This is a genomic window from Roseobacter sp. TSBP12 (assembly GCF_009129705.1).
Lineage (GTDB): Bacteria > Pseudomonadota > Alphaproteobacteria > Rhodobacterales > Rhodobacteraceae > Celeribacter > Celeribacter baekdonensis_A.
In genome coordinates, this window is sequence record NZ_PYIB01000007.1 from 125,590 (window position 1) to 143,937 (window position 18,348).

General features: G+C 58.6%; 17 protein-coding genes, 1 tRNA gene and 1 pseudogene. 10 read left to right on the top strand and 9 right to left on the bottom strand.

Annotation, left to right across the window (positions count from 1 at the left end):
* The first annotated feature begins 4 nt into the window (after positions 1 to 4).
* A complete protein-coding gene (locus C8029_RS03115) occupies positions 5 to 1,918 on the top strand; it encodes an ABC transporter ATP-binding protein (RefSeq protein ID WP_009571012.1) in 1,914 nt (637 codons plus the stop codon).
* Here C8029_RS03115 and C8029_RS03120 read toward each other — a convergent pair.
* Positions 1,845 to 2,627: pseudogene (locus C8029_RS03120) on the bottom strand (glycosyltransferase); the annotation flags it as partial. The gene C8029_RS03115 and the pseudogene C8029_RS03120 sit on opposite strands and share 74 nt — an antisense overlap.
* Here C8029_RS03120 and ygfZ point away from each other — a divergent pair.
* Together ygfZ and C8029_RS03130 are read left to right on the top strand one after the other, a co-directional pair.
* Positions 2,526 to 3,263 (top strand): CAF17-like 4Fe-4S cluster assembly/insertion protein YgfZ, encoded by a 738-nt coding sequence (gene ygfZ, locus C8029_RS03125; RefSeq protein ID WP_152002209.1) that lies wholly within the window; start codon positions 2,526 to 2,528, stop codon positions 3,261 to 3,263. The pseudogene C8029_RS03120 and the gene ygfZ sit on opposite strands and share 102 nt — an antisense overlap.
* 112 nt (positions 3,264 to 3,375) lie before the next feature.
* Complete coding sequence (locus tag C8029_RS03130) at positions 3,376 to 4,209, top strand: 3-oxoadipate:acetyl-CoA acetyltransferase (protein ID WP_040401962.1); 834 nt, start codon at positions 3,376 to 3,378, stop codon at positions 4,207 to 4,209.
* Positions 4,210 to 4,245: 36 nt separating this feature from the next.
* Here the strand turns inward: C8029_RS03130 and C8029_RS03135 are convergent, their stop codons facing one another.
* Together C8029_RS03135 and efp are read right to left on the bottom strand one after the other, a co-directional pair.
* On the bottom strand, positions 4,246 to 4,557 hold the full coding sequence (locus C8029_RS03135; protein WP_009571016.1) for a hypothetical protein: 312 nt from the start codon (positions 4,555 to 4,557) through the stop codon (positions 4,246 to 4,248).
* Between the two features lie 130 nt (positions 4,558 to 4,687).
* A complete protein-coding gene (gene efp / locus C8029_RS03140) occupies positions 4,688 to 5,251 on the bottom strand; it encodes an elongation factor P (RefSeq protein ID WP_009571017.1) in 564 nt (187 codons plus the stop codon).
* Positions 5,252 to 5,496: 245 nt separating this feature from the next.
* Between efp and C8029_RS03145 the strand changes: the two genes are divergently transcribed.
* From C8029_RS03145 to C8029_RS03155, 3 genes are all read left to right on the top strand, one after another.
* A complete protein-coding gene (locus C8029_RS03145; protein WP_009571018.1) occupies positions 5,497 to 5,811 on the top strand; it encodes a DUF6280 family protein in 315 nt (104 codons plus the stop codon).
* A gap of 123 nt (positions 5,812 to 5,934) precedes the next feature.
* The gene (locus C8029_RS03150) at positions 5,935 to 6,432 is read left to right on the top strand and encodes a cupin domain-containing protein (RefSeq protein ID WP_152002210.1); all 498 of its coding nucleotides are present in this window, start codon (positions 5,935 to 5,937) and stop codon (positions 6,430 to 6,432) included.
* 76 nt (positions 6,433 to 6,508) lie between these two features.
* Positions 6,509 to 7,972: a cobyric acid synthase gene (locus C8029_RS03155; protein WP_152002211.1), complete on the top strand. Its 1,464-nt coding sequence runs from the start codon at positions 6,509 to 6,511 to the stop codon at positions 7,970 to 7,972.
* On the opposite strand, the gene C8029_RS03160 is transcribed toward C8029_RS03155, so the two are convergent.
* The 3 genes from C8029_RS03160 to C8029_RS03170 form a co-directional block, all read right to left on the bottom strand.
* The gene (locus tag C8029_RS03160) at positions 7,973 to 9,013 is read right to left on the bottom strand and encodes a hypothetical protein (RefSeq protein WP_152002212.1); all 1,041 of its coding nucleotides are present in this window, start codon (positions 9,011 to 9,013) and stop codon (positions 7,973 to 7,975) included.
* Between the two features lie 145 nt (positions 9,014 to 9,158).
* Entirely contained in the window at positions 9,159 to 10,553 is a 1,395-nt protein-coding gene (locus C8029_RS03165) for a TolC family outer membrane protein (RefSeq protein WP_009571022.1), read from the bottom strand.
* Between the two features lie 64 nt (positions 10,554 to 10,617).
* Positions 10,618 to 11,271: a protein-L-isoaspartate O-methyltransferase family protein gene (locus C8029_RS03170; RefSeq protein WP_152002213.1), complete on the bottom strand. Its 654-nt coding sequence runs from the start codon at positions 11,269 to 11,271 to the stop codon at positions 10,618 to 10,620.
* A 175-nt stretch (positions 11,272 to 11,446) separates the two neighbouring features.
* Here C8029_RS03170 and C8029_RS03175 point away from each other — a divergent pair.
* Positions 11,447 to 11,520: transfer RNA gene (locus C8029_RS03175), tRNA-Cys, on the top strand.
* 166 nt (positions 11,521 to 11,686) lie between these two features.
* On the opposite strand, the gene C8029_RS03180 is transcribed toward C8029_RS03175, so the two are convergent.
* The 3 genes from C8029_RS03180 to C8029_RS03190 form a co-directional block, all read right to left on the bottom strand.
* The gene (locus tag C8029_RS03180; protein ID WP_152002214.1) at positions 11,687 to 13,606 is read right to left on the bottom strand and encodes a hypothetical protein; all 1,920 of its coding nucleotides are present in this window, start codon (positions 13,604 to 13,606) and stop codon (positions 11,687 to 11,689) included.
* 11 nt (positions 13,607 to 13,617) lie between these two features.
* The gene (locus C8029_RS03185; protein ID WP_152002215.1) at positions 13,618 to 13,983 is read right to left on the bottom strand and encodes a hypothetical protein; all 366 of its coding nucleotides are present in this window, start codon (positions 13,981 to 13,983) and stop codon (positions 13,618 to 13,620) included.
* Between the two features lie 297 nt (positions 13,984 to 14,280).
* Entirely contained in the window at positions 14,281 to 15,195 is a 915-nt protein-coding gene (locus C8029_RS03190) for a LysR family transcriptional regulator (RefSeq protein WP_152002216.1), read from the bottom strand.
* 126 nt (positions 15,196 to 15,321) lie between these two features.
* Here C8029_RS03190 and C8029_RS03195 point away from each other — a divergent pair, with 126 nt between their 5' ends.
* The 3 genes from C8029_RS03195 to C8029_RS03205 all read left to right on the top strand — a co-directional run bounded on the left by C8029_RS03195 (position 15,322) and on the right by C8029_RS03205 (position 18,345).
* Positions 15,322 to 16,095, top strand: a complete 774-nt coding sequence (locus tag C8029_RS03195; RefSeq protein ID WP_152002217.1) for an SDR family oxidoreductase — start codon at positions 15,322 to 15,324, stop codon at positions 16,093 to 16,095.
* A gap of 76 nt (positions 16,096 to 16,171) precedes the next feature.
* The gene (locus tag C8029_RS03200; protein ID WP_152002218.1) at positions 16,172 to 16,933 is read left to right on the top strand and encodes a type 1 glutamine amidotransferase domain-containing protein; all 762 of its coding nucleotides are present in this window, start codon (positions 16,172 to 16,174) and stop codon (positions 16,931 to 16,933) included.
* Positions 16,930 to 18,345, top strand: a complete 1,416-nt coding sequence (locus C8029_RS03205) for an aldehyde dehydrogenase family protein (protein ID WP_152002219.1) — start codon at positions 16,930 to 16,932, stop codon at positions 18,343 to 18,345. The genes C8029_RS03200 and C8029_RS03205 overlap by 4 nt, the downstream gene beginning before the upstream one ends.
* Positions 18,346 to 18,348 lie beyond the last annotated feature (3 nt).

Below are 18,348 nucleotides of genomic sequence, written 5' to 3' on the forward strand. Positions count from 1 at the left end.
CCCGATGAGCACGCCCGCCCCCATCATCCCGGACACCGGTTCACGCATCTTGATCGCGTGGCTTTGGCGCGATTATTTGCGCCGCTATGTAGTGTTGGTGGCGGTGGCTTTGGTGTTTATGGCCCTCGAAGGCGCGATGTTGGGGGCGCTGTCCTATCTGATCAAACCGATGTTCGACCGGGTCTTGGTAGCGCAAAACGGCGATGCCATTATTTGGGTGGCGCTTGCCGTTTTTGGCGTCTTCACTGCCCGTGCGATCGCGTCCTTCAGTCACCGCGTCATCATGGCCGTGGTCGGCCAAAAAGTGTCCGCGACCCTTCAGGCCCGGCTTGTCGCTCATATGCTGACCCTCGATGGTCGTTTTTTCCAGGACCACCCCCCCGGCACCCTGATCGAACGCACCCGTGGCGACAGCGCCGCCGTCTCAGGCGTCTGGGGTACGGTGCTTGCGGCCTTTGGCCGGGATTTCATTTCGCTCTTGTCACTGCTGACCGTGGCGATTTTGGTCGATTGGCGCTGGACGTTGATTGCTGTGGCGGGGGCTCCCCTGTTGGCCGTTCCGGTGACGGTTTTGCAAAACCTCGTGCGCCGGACCACGCGTAGCGCGCGTCAGGCCTCGGCCCGCGTGTCGACCCGGTTGGACGAGATTTTCCACGGCGCAACCACGATCAAACTCTCGGGCACGGAAGCCCGCGAGGCAGATCGCTTTCATGGCGAAATCAATCACTTCGTCGCCTCGCAAATCAAATCCGAAGCGGGACAAGCGGGCATTCCGGCGCTGATGGACATCGTTGCGGGCTTGGGCTTTTTCGGCGTGTTGCTTTACGGCGGCCACCAGATCATCGACGGCACCAAAACCGTCGGCGAATTCATGTCGTTTTTCACCGCCATGGCCTTGGTGTTTGAACCGTTGCGGCGTTTGGGCAATGTCTCCGGCGTCTGGCAGGCGGCGCGGGCGTCGTTGGAGCGCATTCATGCGATCTTTGCCGAGCGGCCCGAAATCACCTCGCCAGCAACGCCCAAAGCCCTGCCCATCGCCGCCAAAGACGCCGACATCCGGTTTGAAAACGTGCATTTCGCCTATGCTGACGCCCCCGTGTTAAACGGCACGACCTTCACCGCAGAGGCCGGTAAAACCACCGCTTTGGTCGGCGCCTCCGGGGCCGGAAAATCCACCGTGTTCAACCTGATGACACGGCTCGCGGACCCACAGGCCGGCACCATTTCCATCGGCGGGGTCGCCACGATGGATCTGTCCCTGCCCGATTTGCGCGGTCTCTATTCCGTGGTGTCGCAAGACGCACTGTTGTTTGACGAAAGTCTGCGCGACAATGTCTTGATGGGGGCGAAAGCGGATGAGGTCAAACTCACTGCCGCTCTCAAAGCCGCCCATGTCGATGATTTCATCCCCAAACTCGACCATGGCCTCGATACCCAGGTCGGCCCGCGCGGATCGGGGCTTTCGGGTGGACAACGGCAACGGGTGGCGATTGCCCGCGCCGTGCTGCGCGACCGTCCGGTGTTGTTGCTCGATGAGGCGACCTCTGCCCTTGATGCGCAATCGGAAAAGGTGGTTCAAACCGCGCTTGAGACCCTCTCCAAGGACCGCACCACTTTGGTCATTGCCCACCGCCTCTCGACCATTCGCAACGCGCATAAGATTGTGGTGATGGACAAGGGGCAGGTCGTGGACGAGGGCACCCATGATGAACTCTTGGCGCGCGGCGGGCTTTATGCCGACCTCTATCGCCTGCAATATGCCGATGGCCGCACCGTCAGCGACGGTAAGACTGGGCGAGCTTTGAAGGGGCCGCGCCCAGCCGGTAGCGCAGAAGACGGACAAGGTTCCGGCCTCCTTGCCGCAACCAGCCGTGTGTTTGGTAATGTGCTGGGTCTGTTTGGACGCGCAAAGGACTAAGCACGATCCTACCCTTGAGCTTGCGCGCCATGGCCACGTCTTCCATCAGTGGAATGTCGTCAAAGCCACCGATCTCATCATACATGTCGCGCGAGATCAAAAGCGCCTGATCGCCATAGGGCAGATCAAACCATTTGCTCCGCAGATTGGCCCAGCCTGCGGTCCATTTGGCGCGCATCCCCGTGGTGCCGCGAAACGCCAGAGAATACACCATCGCCTTGTCATAGCCATGCGCCAGATGGATCACCGTCGCCTCGGCCCAGCCTTCGGGCAACCATGTGTCGGCATGCAGGAACAACAACCAATCGCCCTGAGCCACCTCCGCCCCGCGTTTGAGTTGCCCCCCCCTTGAGGGTGCGCCGACGATCAACTCGGCACCGACAAAATCGGCCATTTTCTCAACCCCATCGGTCGAGCCGCCATCGGTCAGGATCAACTCCCGCACCAATCCCGCATCCAAGCCCTCCATCAAAGACAGCATGGTATCGCGCAGCTTCGGCGTGGCGTTCAGGGTCGGGATGATGACAGAGATCGGCGCGCGCATGTGTTTCCCGCTTTTCGTGGCTCTTTTCCTTCCTATATGAAGAGTGGAAAAAGGGGAATGAGCATGACAGACACATCCGCACGCAGCGTCATTGAGATCACAGGCGAGGACCGCATCCATTTCCTGCAAGGGTTGGTGTCCAACGATATGCGCCACTTGGAACATGGGCCCGTCTATGCCGCGCTTTTGTCGCCACAGGGCAAATTCATCGTCGATTTCTTTTTGGTGCCCGAAGGCGAGGCCGTGCTGTTGGATGTGGCGCAGTCCGAGGCGGAGGCGCTTTTGAAACGTCTGACCATGTATAAGCTGCGCTCCAAGGTGACCTTGAGACTGAGTGAGCGCACCGTGTCTCGCGGGCTTGGGGACGCGCCCGAGGGGGCAATCCAAGACCCCCGCACCCCCGACATGGGATGGCGCGCCTATGATGGACGGCCCTCGCAAGAGGTCGATTGGGATGCAATCCGGGTGGCCCATTGCGTGCCTGAAACCGGGATAGAGCTGACCCCGGACACCTTTATCTTAGAGGCCGGATTTGAGCGTCTGAACGGGGTCGATTTCAAAAAGGGCTGTTATGTCGGCCAAGAAGTCACCGCCCGGATGAAACACAAAACCGATCTGCGCAAAGGCCTTGCGCGTGTGACCATCACTGGCTCCGCCCCCGTCGGCACCGAGATCACCACAGCGGATGGGAAGTTGGCAGGCGTGTTATTCACCCAATCCGGGGGCCACGCCATCGCCTATCTGCGCTTTGATCGCGCAACGGGCCCGCTGCGCGCCGGGGATGCGGAAATTTCCATGTAAGCGACAGCAAAGTCTTAACTTTTCAAATCTACCCTGCTCAGGCATGATCATCATATATGATGTCAGGGAGGACAAACGTGCGGGCCAATTCTTTCAAACGGTGGGGCAGCCGATGACCACACCCTGTATCATTTGTGTTGCGATCACCGGCTCTTTGCCAACCAAAGCCGACAATCCAGCGGTGCCAATCACCGTGGCGGAGCAAATCGAATCCACCCATGAGGCCTATGAGGCCGGGGCCAGCATCGCCCATTGCCATGTCCGCGATGACGAAGGCAAACCCACCTCCGATCCCGAACGGTTCGCGCGGCTCAAAGAGGGCATTCAAACCCATTGCCCCGGCATGATCGTGCAACTGTCGACCGGCGGTCGATCCGGGGCGGGCAAAACCCGTGGCGGTATGTTGTCCCTGCGCCCGCCGATGGCCTCCCTCTCCGTTGGCTCCAACAATTTCCCGACTCGCGTCTATGAAAATCCGCCCGACCTTGTCGATTGGCTGGCCGCAGAAATGATCACCTACGGTATCAAACCCGAAATTGAAGCTTTTGATCTTTCGCATATTTATCAGGCCAAACTGATGGCGGATCGAGGCCAGATCAAAGGCACGCCCTATGTGCAATTCGTCATGGGCGTCAAAAATGCCATGCCTGCCGACAAGCGCGTGTTTGATTTCTACGTCGAGACCGTGAAACACCTGTTTGGCGAAAACACACCATGGTGTGCTGCCGGTGTGGGGCGTCATCAGCTTGAACTCAACGAATGGTCTGCCGCAGCAGGCGGTCACCTGCGCACCGGGCTTGAGGACAACATCCGTATTGATCGCGACACCTTGGCCCCGTCCAATGCCGCCTTGGTCGAACTGGCTGTCCTTGCCGCCCAACGTCACAAACGCCCCGTCGCCACACCTGCGCAAGCGCGGGCCATCCTTGGATTGCGAAAGGGCTAATCGTTCGCGCTGTCAGCGCGTTAAACATCGCGGCGATCAGATGATGATCGTCGCGCATTCCAAGGCACATCCCGCCACGCACAACATATCGCCATTGCAGCCGCGCGAACATTCCTTAAGGCAGTTGGCCGCATGTTCGGGCGTGCGCAATTTCGGGTCCAAAATCGTTAAATCGGGAACGCCCTCCGCACTCATCGTGACGCGCGCGACCTCTTCGTCATCATCGGCAAACAGGATGGTGATCTCCGTTGGGCTGTCGATGCGCGCGCGCAGCCCCTGACCCGTATCCGGGTTGATGGCAGTCAAAGTATAGGCAAGACGGCTTTTCGCGAGACTGGCTTCTGTCATGGCATCCTCCTGTGACAACTGAGCAAAGTTTCCCCCCGTTGCCTCATGCCTGCAATGATCTGAGCCTGTGCAAAAACGCATAAAAAACGGCCCATAAAGGGCCGCCTTTTGTCCGTTTGCTCTAAACTGCTTAGGCGCGTTCAGAATATTCCATCGTCTCGGTGTTCACCACGATGTCCTCGTCCTGGCCCACAAACGGCGGCACCATCACGCGCACACCATTGTCCAGGATCGCAGGCTTAAACGAGTTCGCGGCAGTCTGTCCTTTGACCACCGGCTCGGTTTCCACAATCTTGCAGATCACCTTTTGCGGCAGCGTCGCGTTCAGCGCCTCAGAGTCATGGAATTCCACCACGATTGTCATGCCATCTTGCAAAAACGGACGGCGATCGCCCAGAATATCGGCGGGCATCTCAACCTGATCGTAGGTTTCCATATCCATGATGGTCAACATGCCATCGCTCTCATAGAGGAACTGCATGTCCTTTTGCTCCAACCGCACACGCTCGACCTTATCGGCGGAGCGGAACCGTTCGTTGAGCTTGCGCCCGTCACGCAGGTTCTTCATCTCGACCTGAGCAAAGGCGCCGCCCTTGCCGGGTTTGACGTGATCGACTTTTACAGCGGCCCACAGGCCCCCGTCATGTTCCAGCACGTTGCCGGGGCGGATTTCGTTACCGTTGATTTTGGGCATATGTCTAACCGTGGCCGTTGGTTGAAGAATGAGTTTCGCACCCTATATCCGTCCAAGGGCAGGCTGACAAGGCAGTCCTCTGGCGGCAACTGCGCGGGATTTGATCCGTTTGAGAAAATGTTAGCGCCTGAACTTATGCACAAAATGCATAGGCGCCATGCAAATGCGTCGTATCCGAATCGACACAAACCTGTCATAAGGGCCCGCACGCCAGAAAGACAAGAGCAATAAAACAAGGAAAAACCATGGCTGAGTTCGTTGATGGCACCGCATTCAACTATGAGCAAGGACAACGCGCCCGCAAACTTTTTGCGGCTGTTGTGTTGGCTGCACTCGATGATGCGATCGCCGATGATAAGAAATACGGCAACGGCCCGGAACAAATCGCCCGTTGGGCACGCTCCCGTGATGGGCGCGAAGTTTTGTCCTGTGCCGGGATCGACCCATGCGAACGCGTGGTCTCCGGCCTGATGGAATTTGTGTCGAAAGGCATTCGTACCTCTGTCGCGCTGTCACGCGAAGAAAGCGAACGTCGCAACGCACAGGCGGAAGCTGCCTAAGCTCTCCGATCCCGCTGCTATTTCTGAAGAAGACGCGCCATGCTGCTCGCTGGCGCGTCTTTTCTTTTGCCGCCATGCCGTCATACTGCGCGCACCCTTGGTTCAACCTGATGGAGCCCGCGCATGCCCAAAAAAAAGAAAATCGACGTCCCCTCACTCCCCGCCAAAATCGGCACGCTCTATCCCCCGCCTTACCACACAAACACCCGCGCCCGTGTCAAACGCGCGCTTGGGGACACGGCGGGACTGACGCAATTTGGCGTCAACATGACCACGCTCCCCCCCGGCACATGGTCCGCCCTGCCCCATTGGCACGAAAAAGAAGACGAGTTCGTCTATATCGTTTCGGGCCATCCGACGCTGGTCTATGGCGACACCGAAGAACAGCTCGCTCCCGGTGATTGCGCCGGCTTCAAGGCCGGTGAAGAGATCGGCCATTGCCTGCAAAACCGCACCGACAGCGATGTGATCGTGTTAGAGGTCGGGTCGCGCATCGCCGGCGAACGCGCCTATTATCCGGGGCTCGATCTGATGGCGGACACCGCGTCCGACGCCTTCTACCACCACCTCGACGGCACCCCCTACGCAGACATCAAACGCCGCGGCCCTGATGACGACTGAGATTCCGCGCATTTGGCTTTCGTCTTCAACGCAGTTCAAATACTCCTCTTAAAACCGAAAGAAGAGGGACAGCGGCGTGACCAAAGCGATCATGATCCAAGGCGCGGGTTCGAACGTGGGCAAATCCATGTTGGTCGCGGGCATCGCGCGCGCCATGAGCCGCAGAGGCCTCAAAGTCGCGCCGTTCAAGCCGCAAAACATGTCCAACAACGCCGCCGTCACCGAAGATGGCGGTGAAATTGGCCGGGCGCAGGCGCTTCAGGCCCGCGCTTGTGGCCTACGACCGCACTCCGACATGAACCCCGTTTTGCTCAAACCCGAAACCGACGTCGGCGCGCAGATCGTGGTACAGGGGCAACGGATCGACACCCTCAAAGCCCGCGATTACGGCTCAATGAAAGCCACTTTGATGCCCGCGGTTATGGAGAGTTTTCACCGCCTTGCCAAAGGCGTCGATCTTGTCGTGATCGAAGGCGCGGGCAGCCCGGCGGAGATCAACCTGCGCGCCGGAGACATTGCCAATATGGGCTTTGCCGAGACGGCGAATGTGCCCGTGGTGCTGATCGGCGATATTGATCGCGGTGGCGTCATTGCACAACTCGTCGGCACTTATACGGTCCTGCCCAAGGCCGACCGTGACCGGATCAAAGCCTTTGCCATCAACAAGTTTCGCGGCGACGTCAGCCTGTTTGCGGGCGGAACACGCGCCATTATCGAGGCCACAGGCTGGGCCGATCTGGGCACCCTGCCATGGTTTGATCAGGCCCATCGCCTGCCCGCAGAGGACGTGATGGACATCACCTCACGCGGCACTGGCGAGATCAAAATCGCCGTGCCAAAACTGTCGCGCATCGCCAATTTCGATGATCTCGACCCGCTGGCCGCTGAGCCGAATGTGACCGTTCAGATTGTCGAACCCGGCCACGCTCTGCCGGGAGACGCCGATCTCGTTTTGATCCCCGGATCAAAATCGACCATCGGCGATCTGGCATTTTTCCGCAGCCAAGGCTGGGACATCGACCTATTGGCCCATGTCCGTCGTGGCGGCCATGTGATGGGAATTTGCGGCGGGTATCAGATGCTTGGCCAATGGATCGACGACCCGGACGGGATCGAAGGTCACGCCGGGCGGCATCCCGGACTTGGGCTTTTACAGGTGGCGACGCTGATGTCCGCCGACAAACGGCTGGCCGAAGTCACCGCAACCGAGCGTGCCACCGGCGCGCGTGTCACCGCTTATGAAATTCACATCGGTCGCACGGAGGGGGCCGATTGCGCGCGGGCGTGGCTGTCTCTGGACGCCCCAGACGGCGCGCGGTCCGAGGGCGCGATGTCGGCGGATGGGAGGATCATGGGCTGTTATTTGCACGGGCTGTTTGCCAGCGACAGGTTTCGCAACGGCTATCTGGCGCGGTTTGGCCTGAGCGATGGAATGTCCGATTTTGACGGTGGGGTCGAAGCAACCCTTGAGGCGCTCGCAGATCACATCGAGGCCCATTTGGACCTCGATACGCTCTACGCCCTCAGTTCGGAGATCTGACTATTCGAATTCGCGCAGGGTCAGCGCGCGCTGCACTTCTCGGCGCACCAGACGGCGGACGTTGCGCGTGATGCGCTCGCCCATTGCGCCTTGTAATTCCTCGCGGATCACCTGCGCCACCAATTCGCGCAGAGCCTCCTCGTCCATCATGTCTTCGTCGGCATAGCCGGCCAAAGCCAACTCTTCCTCAAGTCTCGGATCGGGATCGGCCGCCACCTCTTCAGCCGCAGCCATGTCTTCGACCTCTGCCTCTTGCGCTGGTGGAAAATCATCAATCGCGGGGTCCGTGGACGCGGCGGGGGTTTCCTCGATCACTTCGGCGTCGTCAATGTGATCACGGCCTTGGTCAGACGGGCTCATCGCGGGGTCATCCTCCTGCGGGACACGGAAATGAAGCACACGGGCTCCGGGTTCGGCAAAGGCACGCGGCATAGACCGCGGAATTTCCGCCTCAAGATCCTCAGATCCATCCGGCTCCCACTCATAGGACTGCGCCCCCACGGCCGTTTCAAGTTCGGCAATCCGCTGTTCCAAACTCAGCCGCGACACATGGGCCGCAGCTTCAACATCTGGGGTGTCGTCGAACCCGGCGGCCCAATCGACCTCCTGCGCTGTGCCTTCGACGTCGGCGGCACCAACCTCTTGCGCCACCAAGGTCTCAAGTGCGTCGTTCGGCGCTTGCGCCTCGGTCAAATCTTCCTCGGGGGGCCTTTGTGCATCCTCAGGCAGCGAAACCACCTGATCCATCGAAAGAATCAACGGCTGGATGTCTGCCTTCGTCCCGGCCACGTCCTCGATCTCAGGGGCAACCTCATCGGCAGAAGCATCCACGCCCTGCGGCTCAGCAGGGTCTTGCGCCACGCGGAAATCAGGGGTCAGGATCAAAGCGGCCGGAGCCTGAGAGCGAACAGGCGGCTCATCCCGCGACGCAGGTTGAGCGCCACCAGAGGGACCACCATGATGACTATGGGTCTCAGCCACCAAACGCCGGATCGACGCAAGCACGTCCTCCGCATCCATATTCGTCATCGGATCAGACATCCCGACTCCCTCACTCACTACAGTTTATGGTAGCCAGCTTCGGCGTTACACACAAGGGATCGCAGAAAGCAGAAAACCCCCGCCGAACGGTGATCTGGGCAAGATGCCGCAAAACCGTCAGACGGGGGCTGTCAAAAAACTGCGTTTATTTGCGCATCAAACCTTCGAGGACACGATCCAATTTGTCGCCTTGCGGGCTGACATAACGGGTCGGTGCGTTTTTCACCGCATTGTAATAGGCGGCGGGATCATAGACCGGGACGTTGAGTTTCAACTGATCCACAGTGAGCATGCCAAGCGATTGCAGCACCGCATAGGATTGCGATTCGCGGGCAATGCGCGCCTGAATGGCCGACACCTGCGCGTCGAGCAAGTCTTGTTCCGCGCTCAGCACATCCAAAGTGGTCGAAGCGCCCAAATCGGCCTCTTCTTTGACGCCATCATAGGCCACGCGTTGAGCACGAACATAGGCGTTGGAGGCTTCTTCAGAGGCGGCATAAACCGACAACATCGCCCAGTTGGTGCGCACGCCTTGCTCAACTTCGCGCGCGGTTTGTAACAGCTCGGCACGAGAGGCATCGCGGTTGGCGATGCTTTCACGGATCGCCGAAGACACGGCCCCGCCGGAATAGATCGGGCCAGAGACACCAAGGCTCAAACTCGTGACGCCGTTATTGATGGTCAAGTCATCTTTGTAGGATTGCGAGACCTGCCCCTCGACCGTGGGAAACAAATTGCGTTCCGCGATGTCCACCGCAATATCCTGCGCCGCCGCTTGGTGTTGCAACGCAATGATCCCTGGGTGGGTTTGCTTGGCAACCGTCACAGCCGCCTCAAGCGTTTTCGCCGGAAGCGGGATGCTGGGCGGATTTGACAGGTTGCTCGGATAATGGCCGATCGCGACCTTATAGGTCTCGCGCGCGGCGGACAGGCTGCCCTGAGAGGCGGCAAGGCTTGCACGGGCAGAGGCCAGTTGCGCCTCATATTGCGACACTTGTGTACGGGTGATTTCACCCACCTCAAACCGATCTTGCGAGGCTTTGAGGTTTTGCTGGTTCAACCGCACCGCACTTTGGCGCAGGTTCACCAAGGCCTGAGCTTCGCGCACACCCTGATAGGCGGAAACCGCATTGGCCAAAACCTGTTGTTCCACATTCACGAGGCCCGCACGCGTCGCCAAAACCACCTCTTTTTGCAGATCGACAGACAGTTTGTTACGACCAAACGTGTAGATATCCATCGACGCAATAAAGCTGAGCGTCTCGGACCAATCTTCTAGGACATTGCCATCGGAGCCAAACGACTTTGAACCCGAATATTTGTAGGCGATGGTCGGACGCAGATTGGACAGCGCACCGGCCACCCCTTCGTCCGCGGCACGCAGGGTGGCGCGATTTTGCTCCAGAAGACCGGAGTTTTTATAGGCAGACGCCAAAGCATCGCCAAGCGTCTCAGCGGCCGCCGCAAAAGGCACCGCCATCAAACTCAGCACAGCCGCGCCAGAAAAAAGTACCTTTTTAAATCCTGTGGTCTTGCTCATTGGCCTCAGCCCCTTTGTTATCTTACGAACGCCGGGGCCGACCCGGCCTATCGAACGTTCTGCGTCAAAGCGCGAACTCTGCGTGTTTTTCAAATCCGGACAGTACAGGTGCCGTGGCGTTGAACACCATGCGCCATGTGACCTCACCCTCTAATTTGTATCCGATACGGACGATACCAAGAGCTCCGTCGAGAAAAATCGCGCAGATACGCCCTTTTTCCTTCAACTGGGCCAAAATGCCACTCGGCAATTCTTCAACACCGCCTTGCAAGATTATCACATCATAGGGTCCGTGCTGCGGCGCACCGGCGTTGATTGGCCCGGTTTCGACAATCACATTGTCCGATCCATTGTCGGACAGCGCACTGGCCGCCTCTTTGGCCATGTCTTCGTCTTCTTCCACGGCCACGACCGCCTGTGCCATCCGCGCCATCACGGCCGAGGAATAGCCCAAGCCGCAGCCCAGATCGAGCACCAGCTCATCGTTTTGAATGTTGAGCGCATCGAGCATCTTGGCCAAAACCCGCGGATCCAACACAACGCGCCCGCCCCCGAGATCCACATGCTCGCCAACATAGGCACCATCACGTTTGGACGCAGGCACGAAATTTTCGCGCGGCGTGGTGAGCATCGCTTCGATGATCGGGAATTTGGTCACATCAGACGGACGCACCTGTGTGTCGACCATCGTTGTACGGAGCTGGGCAAAGTCTGGCATAAGCTGAACTCTTTCGTTCATTGTCTTTGACCGTGTTTTGCCACAAGCCGCCCGCCTGAGCAACACGTCAATGCACATACAAACGGACGCAACCGCACGCACCCCTGTGCAAAATCCTATCAAATGGCGTCTTGCACAGAAATTATCCTTGCTGTAGACAGCCCCTCACCATTTCGGCGAGTTGGCGGAGTGGTTACGCAGCGGATTGCAAATCCGTGTACACCAGTTCGATTCTGGTACTCGCCTCCAATACTTTTAATGACATAGCTGGTTCCTCTTATTAGGGGTATCATTGCGAGTGTAGCAGCGTTTTAGCTTTCGGACAGAGTGACTACACCTTTCGGACGAAAATTTTCGGCGAACCCGTTTTTGGGTGAGGGGCCTTAATCAGGTGAATCGAGCTGATCGGATGAAATCACGGCACATACTTCTCGGCACGAACCGTTACGGTGCCAGCAGCTGGATGTATGGCTTCGACTGTCTCATTTTTGAGCATCAGACGGGTAGTGTTTGCACCAGACACGAACCCGGTTAGCGTTAGCCCGCTCTGCATCTGGTCAAAACCGACCGACAAAACGTCGCCGGGAGACGCGCCATTTACTGTGATGGTCGTCGTGACGTATCCGCCAGCAGCGATGTTGCCCGGATTCCAAGTTGCGCTTGCACGTACAGATGGTGCGAGCGTGTCTGTGCACGTTGCCTGAATGAGCACCTTTTTCGGCTCAGAACCACCTTCTGTCACAAGCGCATCACTCAATCGCAACCCATGGCAGTTCAAAAGGTCTACAGGTTGCAGTGTCGATGCATGGTTGTCCCCAACATATCCGGGACCGATAGAGCCAGACACGTTGTTCAGCCGCATGCCGACATGAGATGCGCTGTCGTCCTGATTATAATCACGCAAATTCACTGACCCGATTGCGACACCTGTGCAATTCAGACCGACCAAACCTGTTTCACCGGCACTAATTGAGGTGATGTTCCCTCTAATCCCGCTTACGTTCCCCAGATAAACTCCCTGGCCACCCGCGTCTTGCGAGAATATCTGCAGGTCAACGTCCGTTGGTCCGGTCACATCGCCCGCCACTTGGATGCCTCGGTTCGGACCACCGTAAGAACTTACGGAACCAACAATGCTCTCAGTGTTGTTGCCAATATCGATCGACGGCTGAATTGGATCGGCACTGTGCGCGCAGTTGTAGGAGATGACTTCAACATGAGGCCGAATGTTACCATGCGTTTCAGGTGCATTGTTGGGACCGCCGCCCAAATCTTTTACAACCTTGAAACCAGACGACGCACAATTGAATGCGCGACCACGCAATGCACTGTCAATTGACCCGACCAAAACACCTCCGCGTTCAAAGCTGGAAACTACGGTAAAATCCAGATGTCCGCACCGCTCATTTGCGGCCCCGCGCGCGGTGTATCCGACGACCGACACGCCATCATCGCCAGTATTAATCGTGCGAGAACCGATGGTGTAGACATCGACGCATGGCCCATATGTCAGGTCGTTATAGATACCAAACCCGTCGGCGAGAGTATTTCTAGCCACCCCATGATAAGCACGAGAATTCTGGCAGCCTGAGAACATCAAACCACCTCCGAATGTGCTGAGGATATGCGGTTCGTACACCTGCGCATCTTCGCACCCGATCAACTTAATCCCCGGACGTGCGCGCCTTGTGGTCGGCGCAGTAGTAGACCGGACGAAAGGCCTGATAAGTCGCAAAGATGTCGCGCCGGTGATCTCCAGATAGGGGTGGTCGGTTGAGCCGTCGCTGTCATAAATAATAGCATACCCCTCAGCGAATTCGATCGTCGTGCCGACTTGAATAGCACCAGAAAGCAATTGGCCGAGGCTATTGACGCCCGGCAGATGAATATCCGTATCGATGAAAAGGTGCTTTTCGCGGGTTTCCAACAAACCGATAAATTCAGGCCAAAGCGTCGTTGCATCTTCGCCAAAGTTGAACAATCGCGCTGCTATGCGCCCGCTTTCATCTTTCACGGCGGAGACCCCAAGGCCGTTTAAATGCAGGTACGGCACAGACAGATCCTCGCTGTATTTAAATCGACCGTCTTTGGTTTTGTGTACTTTATTCTGGCCGCCCGAATTCTGGCCGCCCGACGTGGCGGTAGCCTGCATTTCGTCAAGCGTCTCATATTCGAACTTCGCCCCATCGACGGATTTCGACAGCGGATCAGTTCGCGCCATCTGTTTGGCGAAATCACCAACCGTCTGAGGCGCCGTGCCATCCTCAGTGTTTACAATCACACTCTGGGCTAAATAAGTCGGGTCGAGGTCACTTGTCTTAACACCATTTGCCATGTGTCGTGCTCCTATATGATGGTGATTTCAAATGGCCCCGTCAGGGGGCCAGACAGGCCATCCGCGTTTTTCGGTTCTATCCAGATGTAGTGGGTGCCTTGGGTCAGACAACCCGAGGTTTCGAGGTAGGCGACAACGTCATCGAGCATGTCGTTGCCGCTAACGGCCTGAATGCGGTCGCTGTAGGTGCCGTCTGCGATGATAGCTGTGCCAGGGCGATCCGAGCCGCCCGTCAGGCGCGGGGTCAGGCTTCCGGCAGTGATGCCAGAGACCGTGTAGCCGAGGCGGTAGTATTTGCCCGCCGTGGTTTCAAAGGCTGGCTGATCGCATCCGCTGCGCCCGTCGTATGGGTCGCCACGCCGCCTGCAACGGCCCATCCTGCGTCCAGCGTCCAAGTGGCGGGGTTCTCCATGGAGCCGCCCGCAATGAGGTTCTCGCGGGTGGTGTCGCCTAGCGTGGTCGAATAGCTGGACTGTGGCACAACGATGATCGTCACGGTCACAGTAAAGGGGCCATAAACGCCCGTCGCACTGATCCCGCGTGCCCGGATTTCGACGGTGTCGCCACTACCATAGGGTATCGAAAATCGAATGCGGCTGTTCGTTCTTTCCCCTCTTAAGTTTGAACCAGAGGTTAAAATGAAGGGAAATTCTGATTGTCCAACGACCCAAATCCTATTGTGATGGCTTGACCACCCCCTCACGCCGCAACACCTCCTCCAGCCAATCCATGAACGCTCTGAGCCGAGGGGCGAGATGGCGCCTGCGCGCATAGAGGATCGAGATCGGAACTGGAGAGGGTCGAAACTCGGACAGTACCTCGACGAGCCGTCCGGCTGCAATGTCATCGGCGACGTCATAGGCGGGAACCTGAATCAGCCCGTGCCCGTGCAGTCCCCCCGCAACATAACTCTCCGCGTTGTCGACGCAGAGATGGCTTTGCATGGCAACGGTGATCTCACGCCCGTCCTTGAGCCCATCCCAGCCCGACGAGAGGGCGGGCATGCGCAGCGCGTAGTTGACCAGATGATGTTTCGCAAGATCGGCAGGCGTCTGTGGCACCCCGAATTCCGCGAGATACTCCGCCCCGGCGCAGGTCAGCATCGCCACATCACCGATCTTGCGGCAGATCAGTTCGCTGTCCTCCAAAACGGCCAGACGCACCACCGCGTCGATCCCTTCCGAGACCAGATCAATCATTCGGTCGGTGGCGCTGATCTCCAGCGTCACCGCCGGGTATCGGGCGCGAAAGTCCTGCAGGTGCGGAATGACAAGACGCCGTGCGATCCGGCTTGGCATGTCGATCCGCAAGCGCCCCGAAATGTCATCGGGACGGAGACGAAACTGTCCTTCGGCCTGCCCGAACGCATCGACCAGATCACGGGCGGCGTCCGCGAACTGCAACCCTTCCTGTGTCGGACGCACCACGCGGGTGGTGCGCTGCAAAATCTGCACGCCGAGGCGGTCCTCCAGCGCCTGCACCGTGCTGGACACGGTCGAGCGCGGCAGGCCGAGTACCTCCGCGGCGCGGGTGAAGTTCCCGCTGTCCACGACCTGAATGAACACCTGCATCTGTTGAATTCGATCCATGCCTATTGTTCGTCATTTCTGGCAGGTAATGTCAAGAATGGCCTGATTATCTGAATGGGGTGACAGACTATCTTCCTCGCAAGGCATCGATCTGAAAGGCGCGCTCAAATGCGGAAAGGAAATGACATGTCGAGAAACAGCATCGAGGGAAAAGTGGTTCTGATCGCCGGCGGCGCGAAGAACCTGGGCGGGCTGCTCGCACGCGAGTTCGCCCAATCCGGCGCGAAAGCCGTTGCCATCCATTACAACAGCGACGCCACTAAGGCGGCGGCGGAGGAAACCGTCGCGGCGATCAAAGCCGCAGGCGCAGAAGCGGTGGCCTTCCAAGCCGACCTGACCTCGGCAGCGGCGATGGAAAAGCTGTTCACCGACACGGTCGCGGCGGTGGGGCGTCCCGACATCGCGATCAACACCGTCGGTATGGTGGTGAAGAAGCCAATGGCCGAGGTGACCGAAGAGGTTTTCGACCAGTCCTGCGCGGTCAACGTCAAATCCGCCTTCTTCTTCCTGAAAGAGGCCGGCAAACACGTCAACGACAATGGCAAGATCTGCACCATCGTCACCTCGCTATTGGGCGCCTATACGCCTTTCTATGCAGCCTATGAGGGCTTGAAGGCACCGGTGGAGCACTTCACGCGTGCGGCGTCGAAGGAGCTCGGCGAGCGCGGCATCTCGGTGACCGCGATCGGGCCGGGGCCGATGGACACCTCGTTCTTCTACCCGGCGGAGGAAAAAGAGGCCGTTGAATATCACAAGACCGCCGCAGCGCTCTCGCCCTTCTCGAAAACCGGCCTGACCGACATCGAGGATATCGCCCCCTGGATCACCTTCATGGTCTCCGACGGGTGGTGGATGACGGGCCAGACGATCCTCGTGAACGGCGGCTACACAACCAAGTAACCACGACGGCGGCGGAGCATCGGCTCCGCCCCCTTTTTCGGTTCAAAGAGACGCGAGCACAGCGAAGGGATTTCAAATGACAGCTTCAGACATCGTCCTCAAAACCAGCCTGGGTGTGCGCCGGAAACCGCGGCGCATTCTCTCCATCGTCTCGAACACCGCCGAACTCAAAGGGTTTCCGGTGGGCTTTTTCGCCGAGGAAATGACGCGAGCCTTCCTGATGTTCACGGAGGCGGGACATCGCGTCGACCTCGTGTCGCCGAAAGGCGGCGAGGTGATGTTCGACACGCACAGTGATCCGCGCACCCCGAACGGCGCCTATGCGGACGATCTGATCAGTCTCGGCTTCGCCCATCATGCGCAGTTTGGCGCGATGCTGGAGGATACGCCGCCGATCAGTTCGGTGTCGGTAGATGAGTACGATGCGGTCTGGGTCGCCGGTGGGGGCGGACCGTTGCTGACCTTCAAGGACGATACCGCGCTGCATGCGTTGATCGCAGATTTTTACGAGACGGGCAAAATCGTCTCGCTCATTTGTCATGGTTCTTCCCTGCTACTCTGGACACGCCTGTCGAACGGGAAGCTGCTGGCCGAGGGCAAGAAATGGACCGGCTTCACGGATGCAGAGGAAGAGGCGGTCAATACGGCCTTCGGCATGATCCTGAACGACTACACGATCGAGGCCACAGCGAAGGACATTCCCGGAACGGAGTTTCTGTGCCGGGATGCCAATGAGCCATTCGCCATCCGCGACGGTCGCCTGATCACCGGGCAGCAGCAGTACAGCAGCGGTCTGACGGCGGAGCTTGTCCTCGAGGCGCTGGAAGACGCCGAATGAGCGACGGCGACAGGTCCGAACATGGAGATGGCGATATGAGCAATGCGTTTCAGACGATCTTTGACGGCCAGAAAGCGGCGTTCCTCAGCGACCGCACGGAATCGCGCGGCTGGCGATTGGATCAACTCGCCAGAATGGAGCGAATGCTGCTCGACCATCGCGACCGCTGGCGCGCGGCGTTGCATCAGGATTTCGGCAAGCCCCCCTTTGAACAGCAGTTCGAGATCACGGTGCCGATGGGCAATATCGCCTACTATCGGGACAATCTGGACCGGCTGATGGCCCTTGAAGATATCGAAATTCCCGAAGGCCTTGCCAAACTCGGCCAGCGTGGGGTGATCCGGCGCGAACCTTATGGTGTGACTCTGGTCATCGGACCGTTTAACGCGCCGATCCTGTTGTTGCTCGATCCAGCCATCGCCGCGCTGGCGGCAGGCAATCCTGTGATCCTGAAACCGGCCAACACCACGCCGGCCACGGCGGCGCTTTTTGCAGAACTGGTGCCGCAATACTTCGAACCGGAAGACGTTTCTGTGGTTACCGGCGGACGAGAAGAAATCTCGGCGTTGCTGGAGCTGCCGTTCGACTTCGTCTTTTTCACCGGCAGTTCGGCAGTGGGCAAAGTGGTCATGCGTGCTGCGGCCGAACACCTGACGCCAGTGATCCTGGAACTGGGCGGACAGAACCCGACCATCGTGGACGCGACGGCGGACCTCGATCGCGCCGCTCAGGCCATCGCTTGGGGACATAACGCCATCTCGGGTCAGTGGTGCATCGCTCCGGGGTTCGTCTGCGTGCATGACAGCGTCGCCGATACCTTTGTCGAGAAACTGAAAGCTGCGGTCATACGCATGTACGGGACCGATCCGTCACAGAGCCCTGACTTCGCGCGCATGATCAGCGAAAAGGACACTCAGCGTGTTGCGTCCTACATCCTGCCGGACAAGGTCGTTCTGGGCGGCAGTTCCGACGTATCCGCCCGCTACGTCGAGCCGACGCTGCTCTACCCCTCCGACTGGTCAGATCCAGCGATGCAGCAGGAGGTGTTCGGCCCGGTTCTGCCGATCCTGCGCTATGACGACATCAGCACCGTGATCCAAACGCTTAAGACACGGGACAAGCCGCTCGCTGCCTATATCTTCAGCCGGGACGATGCGATGATCGAGCGCTTTCTGCAATCCCTGTCCTTCGGCGGCGGCTGCGTGAACCTGACCAATCTGCATTGCTGGGTCGGGTCGCTGCCCTTCGGCGGAGTTGGTCATTCGGGGATGGGCAAGTATTACGGTAAAGCCGGGTTCGATGCGCTCAGCAATGTTAAGTCACTTCTGATCTCGCCCGCCGAGAGGACCGTCGATGTCTATCCGCCCTATGCGGACAAGGACATCAACGCGATGCTCGCGCCATTTGCCTGACGC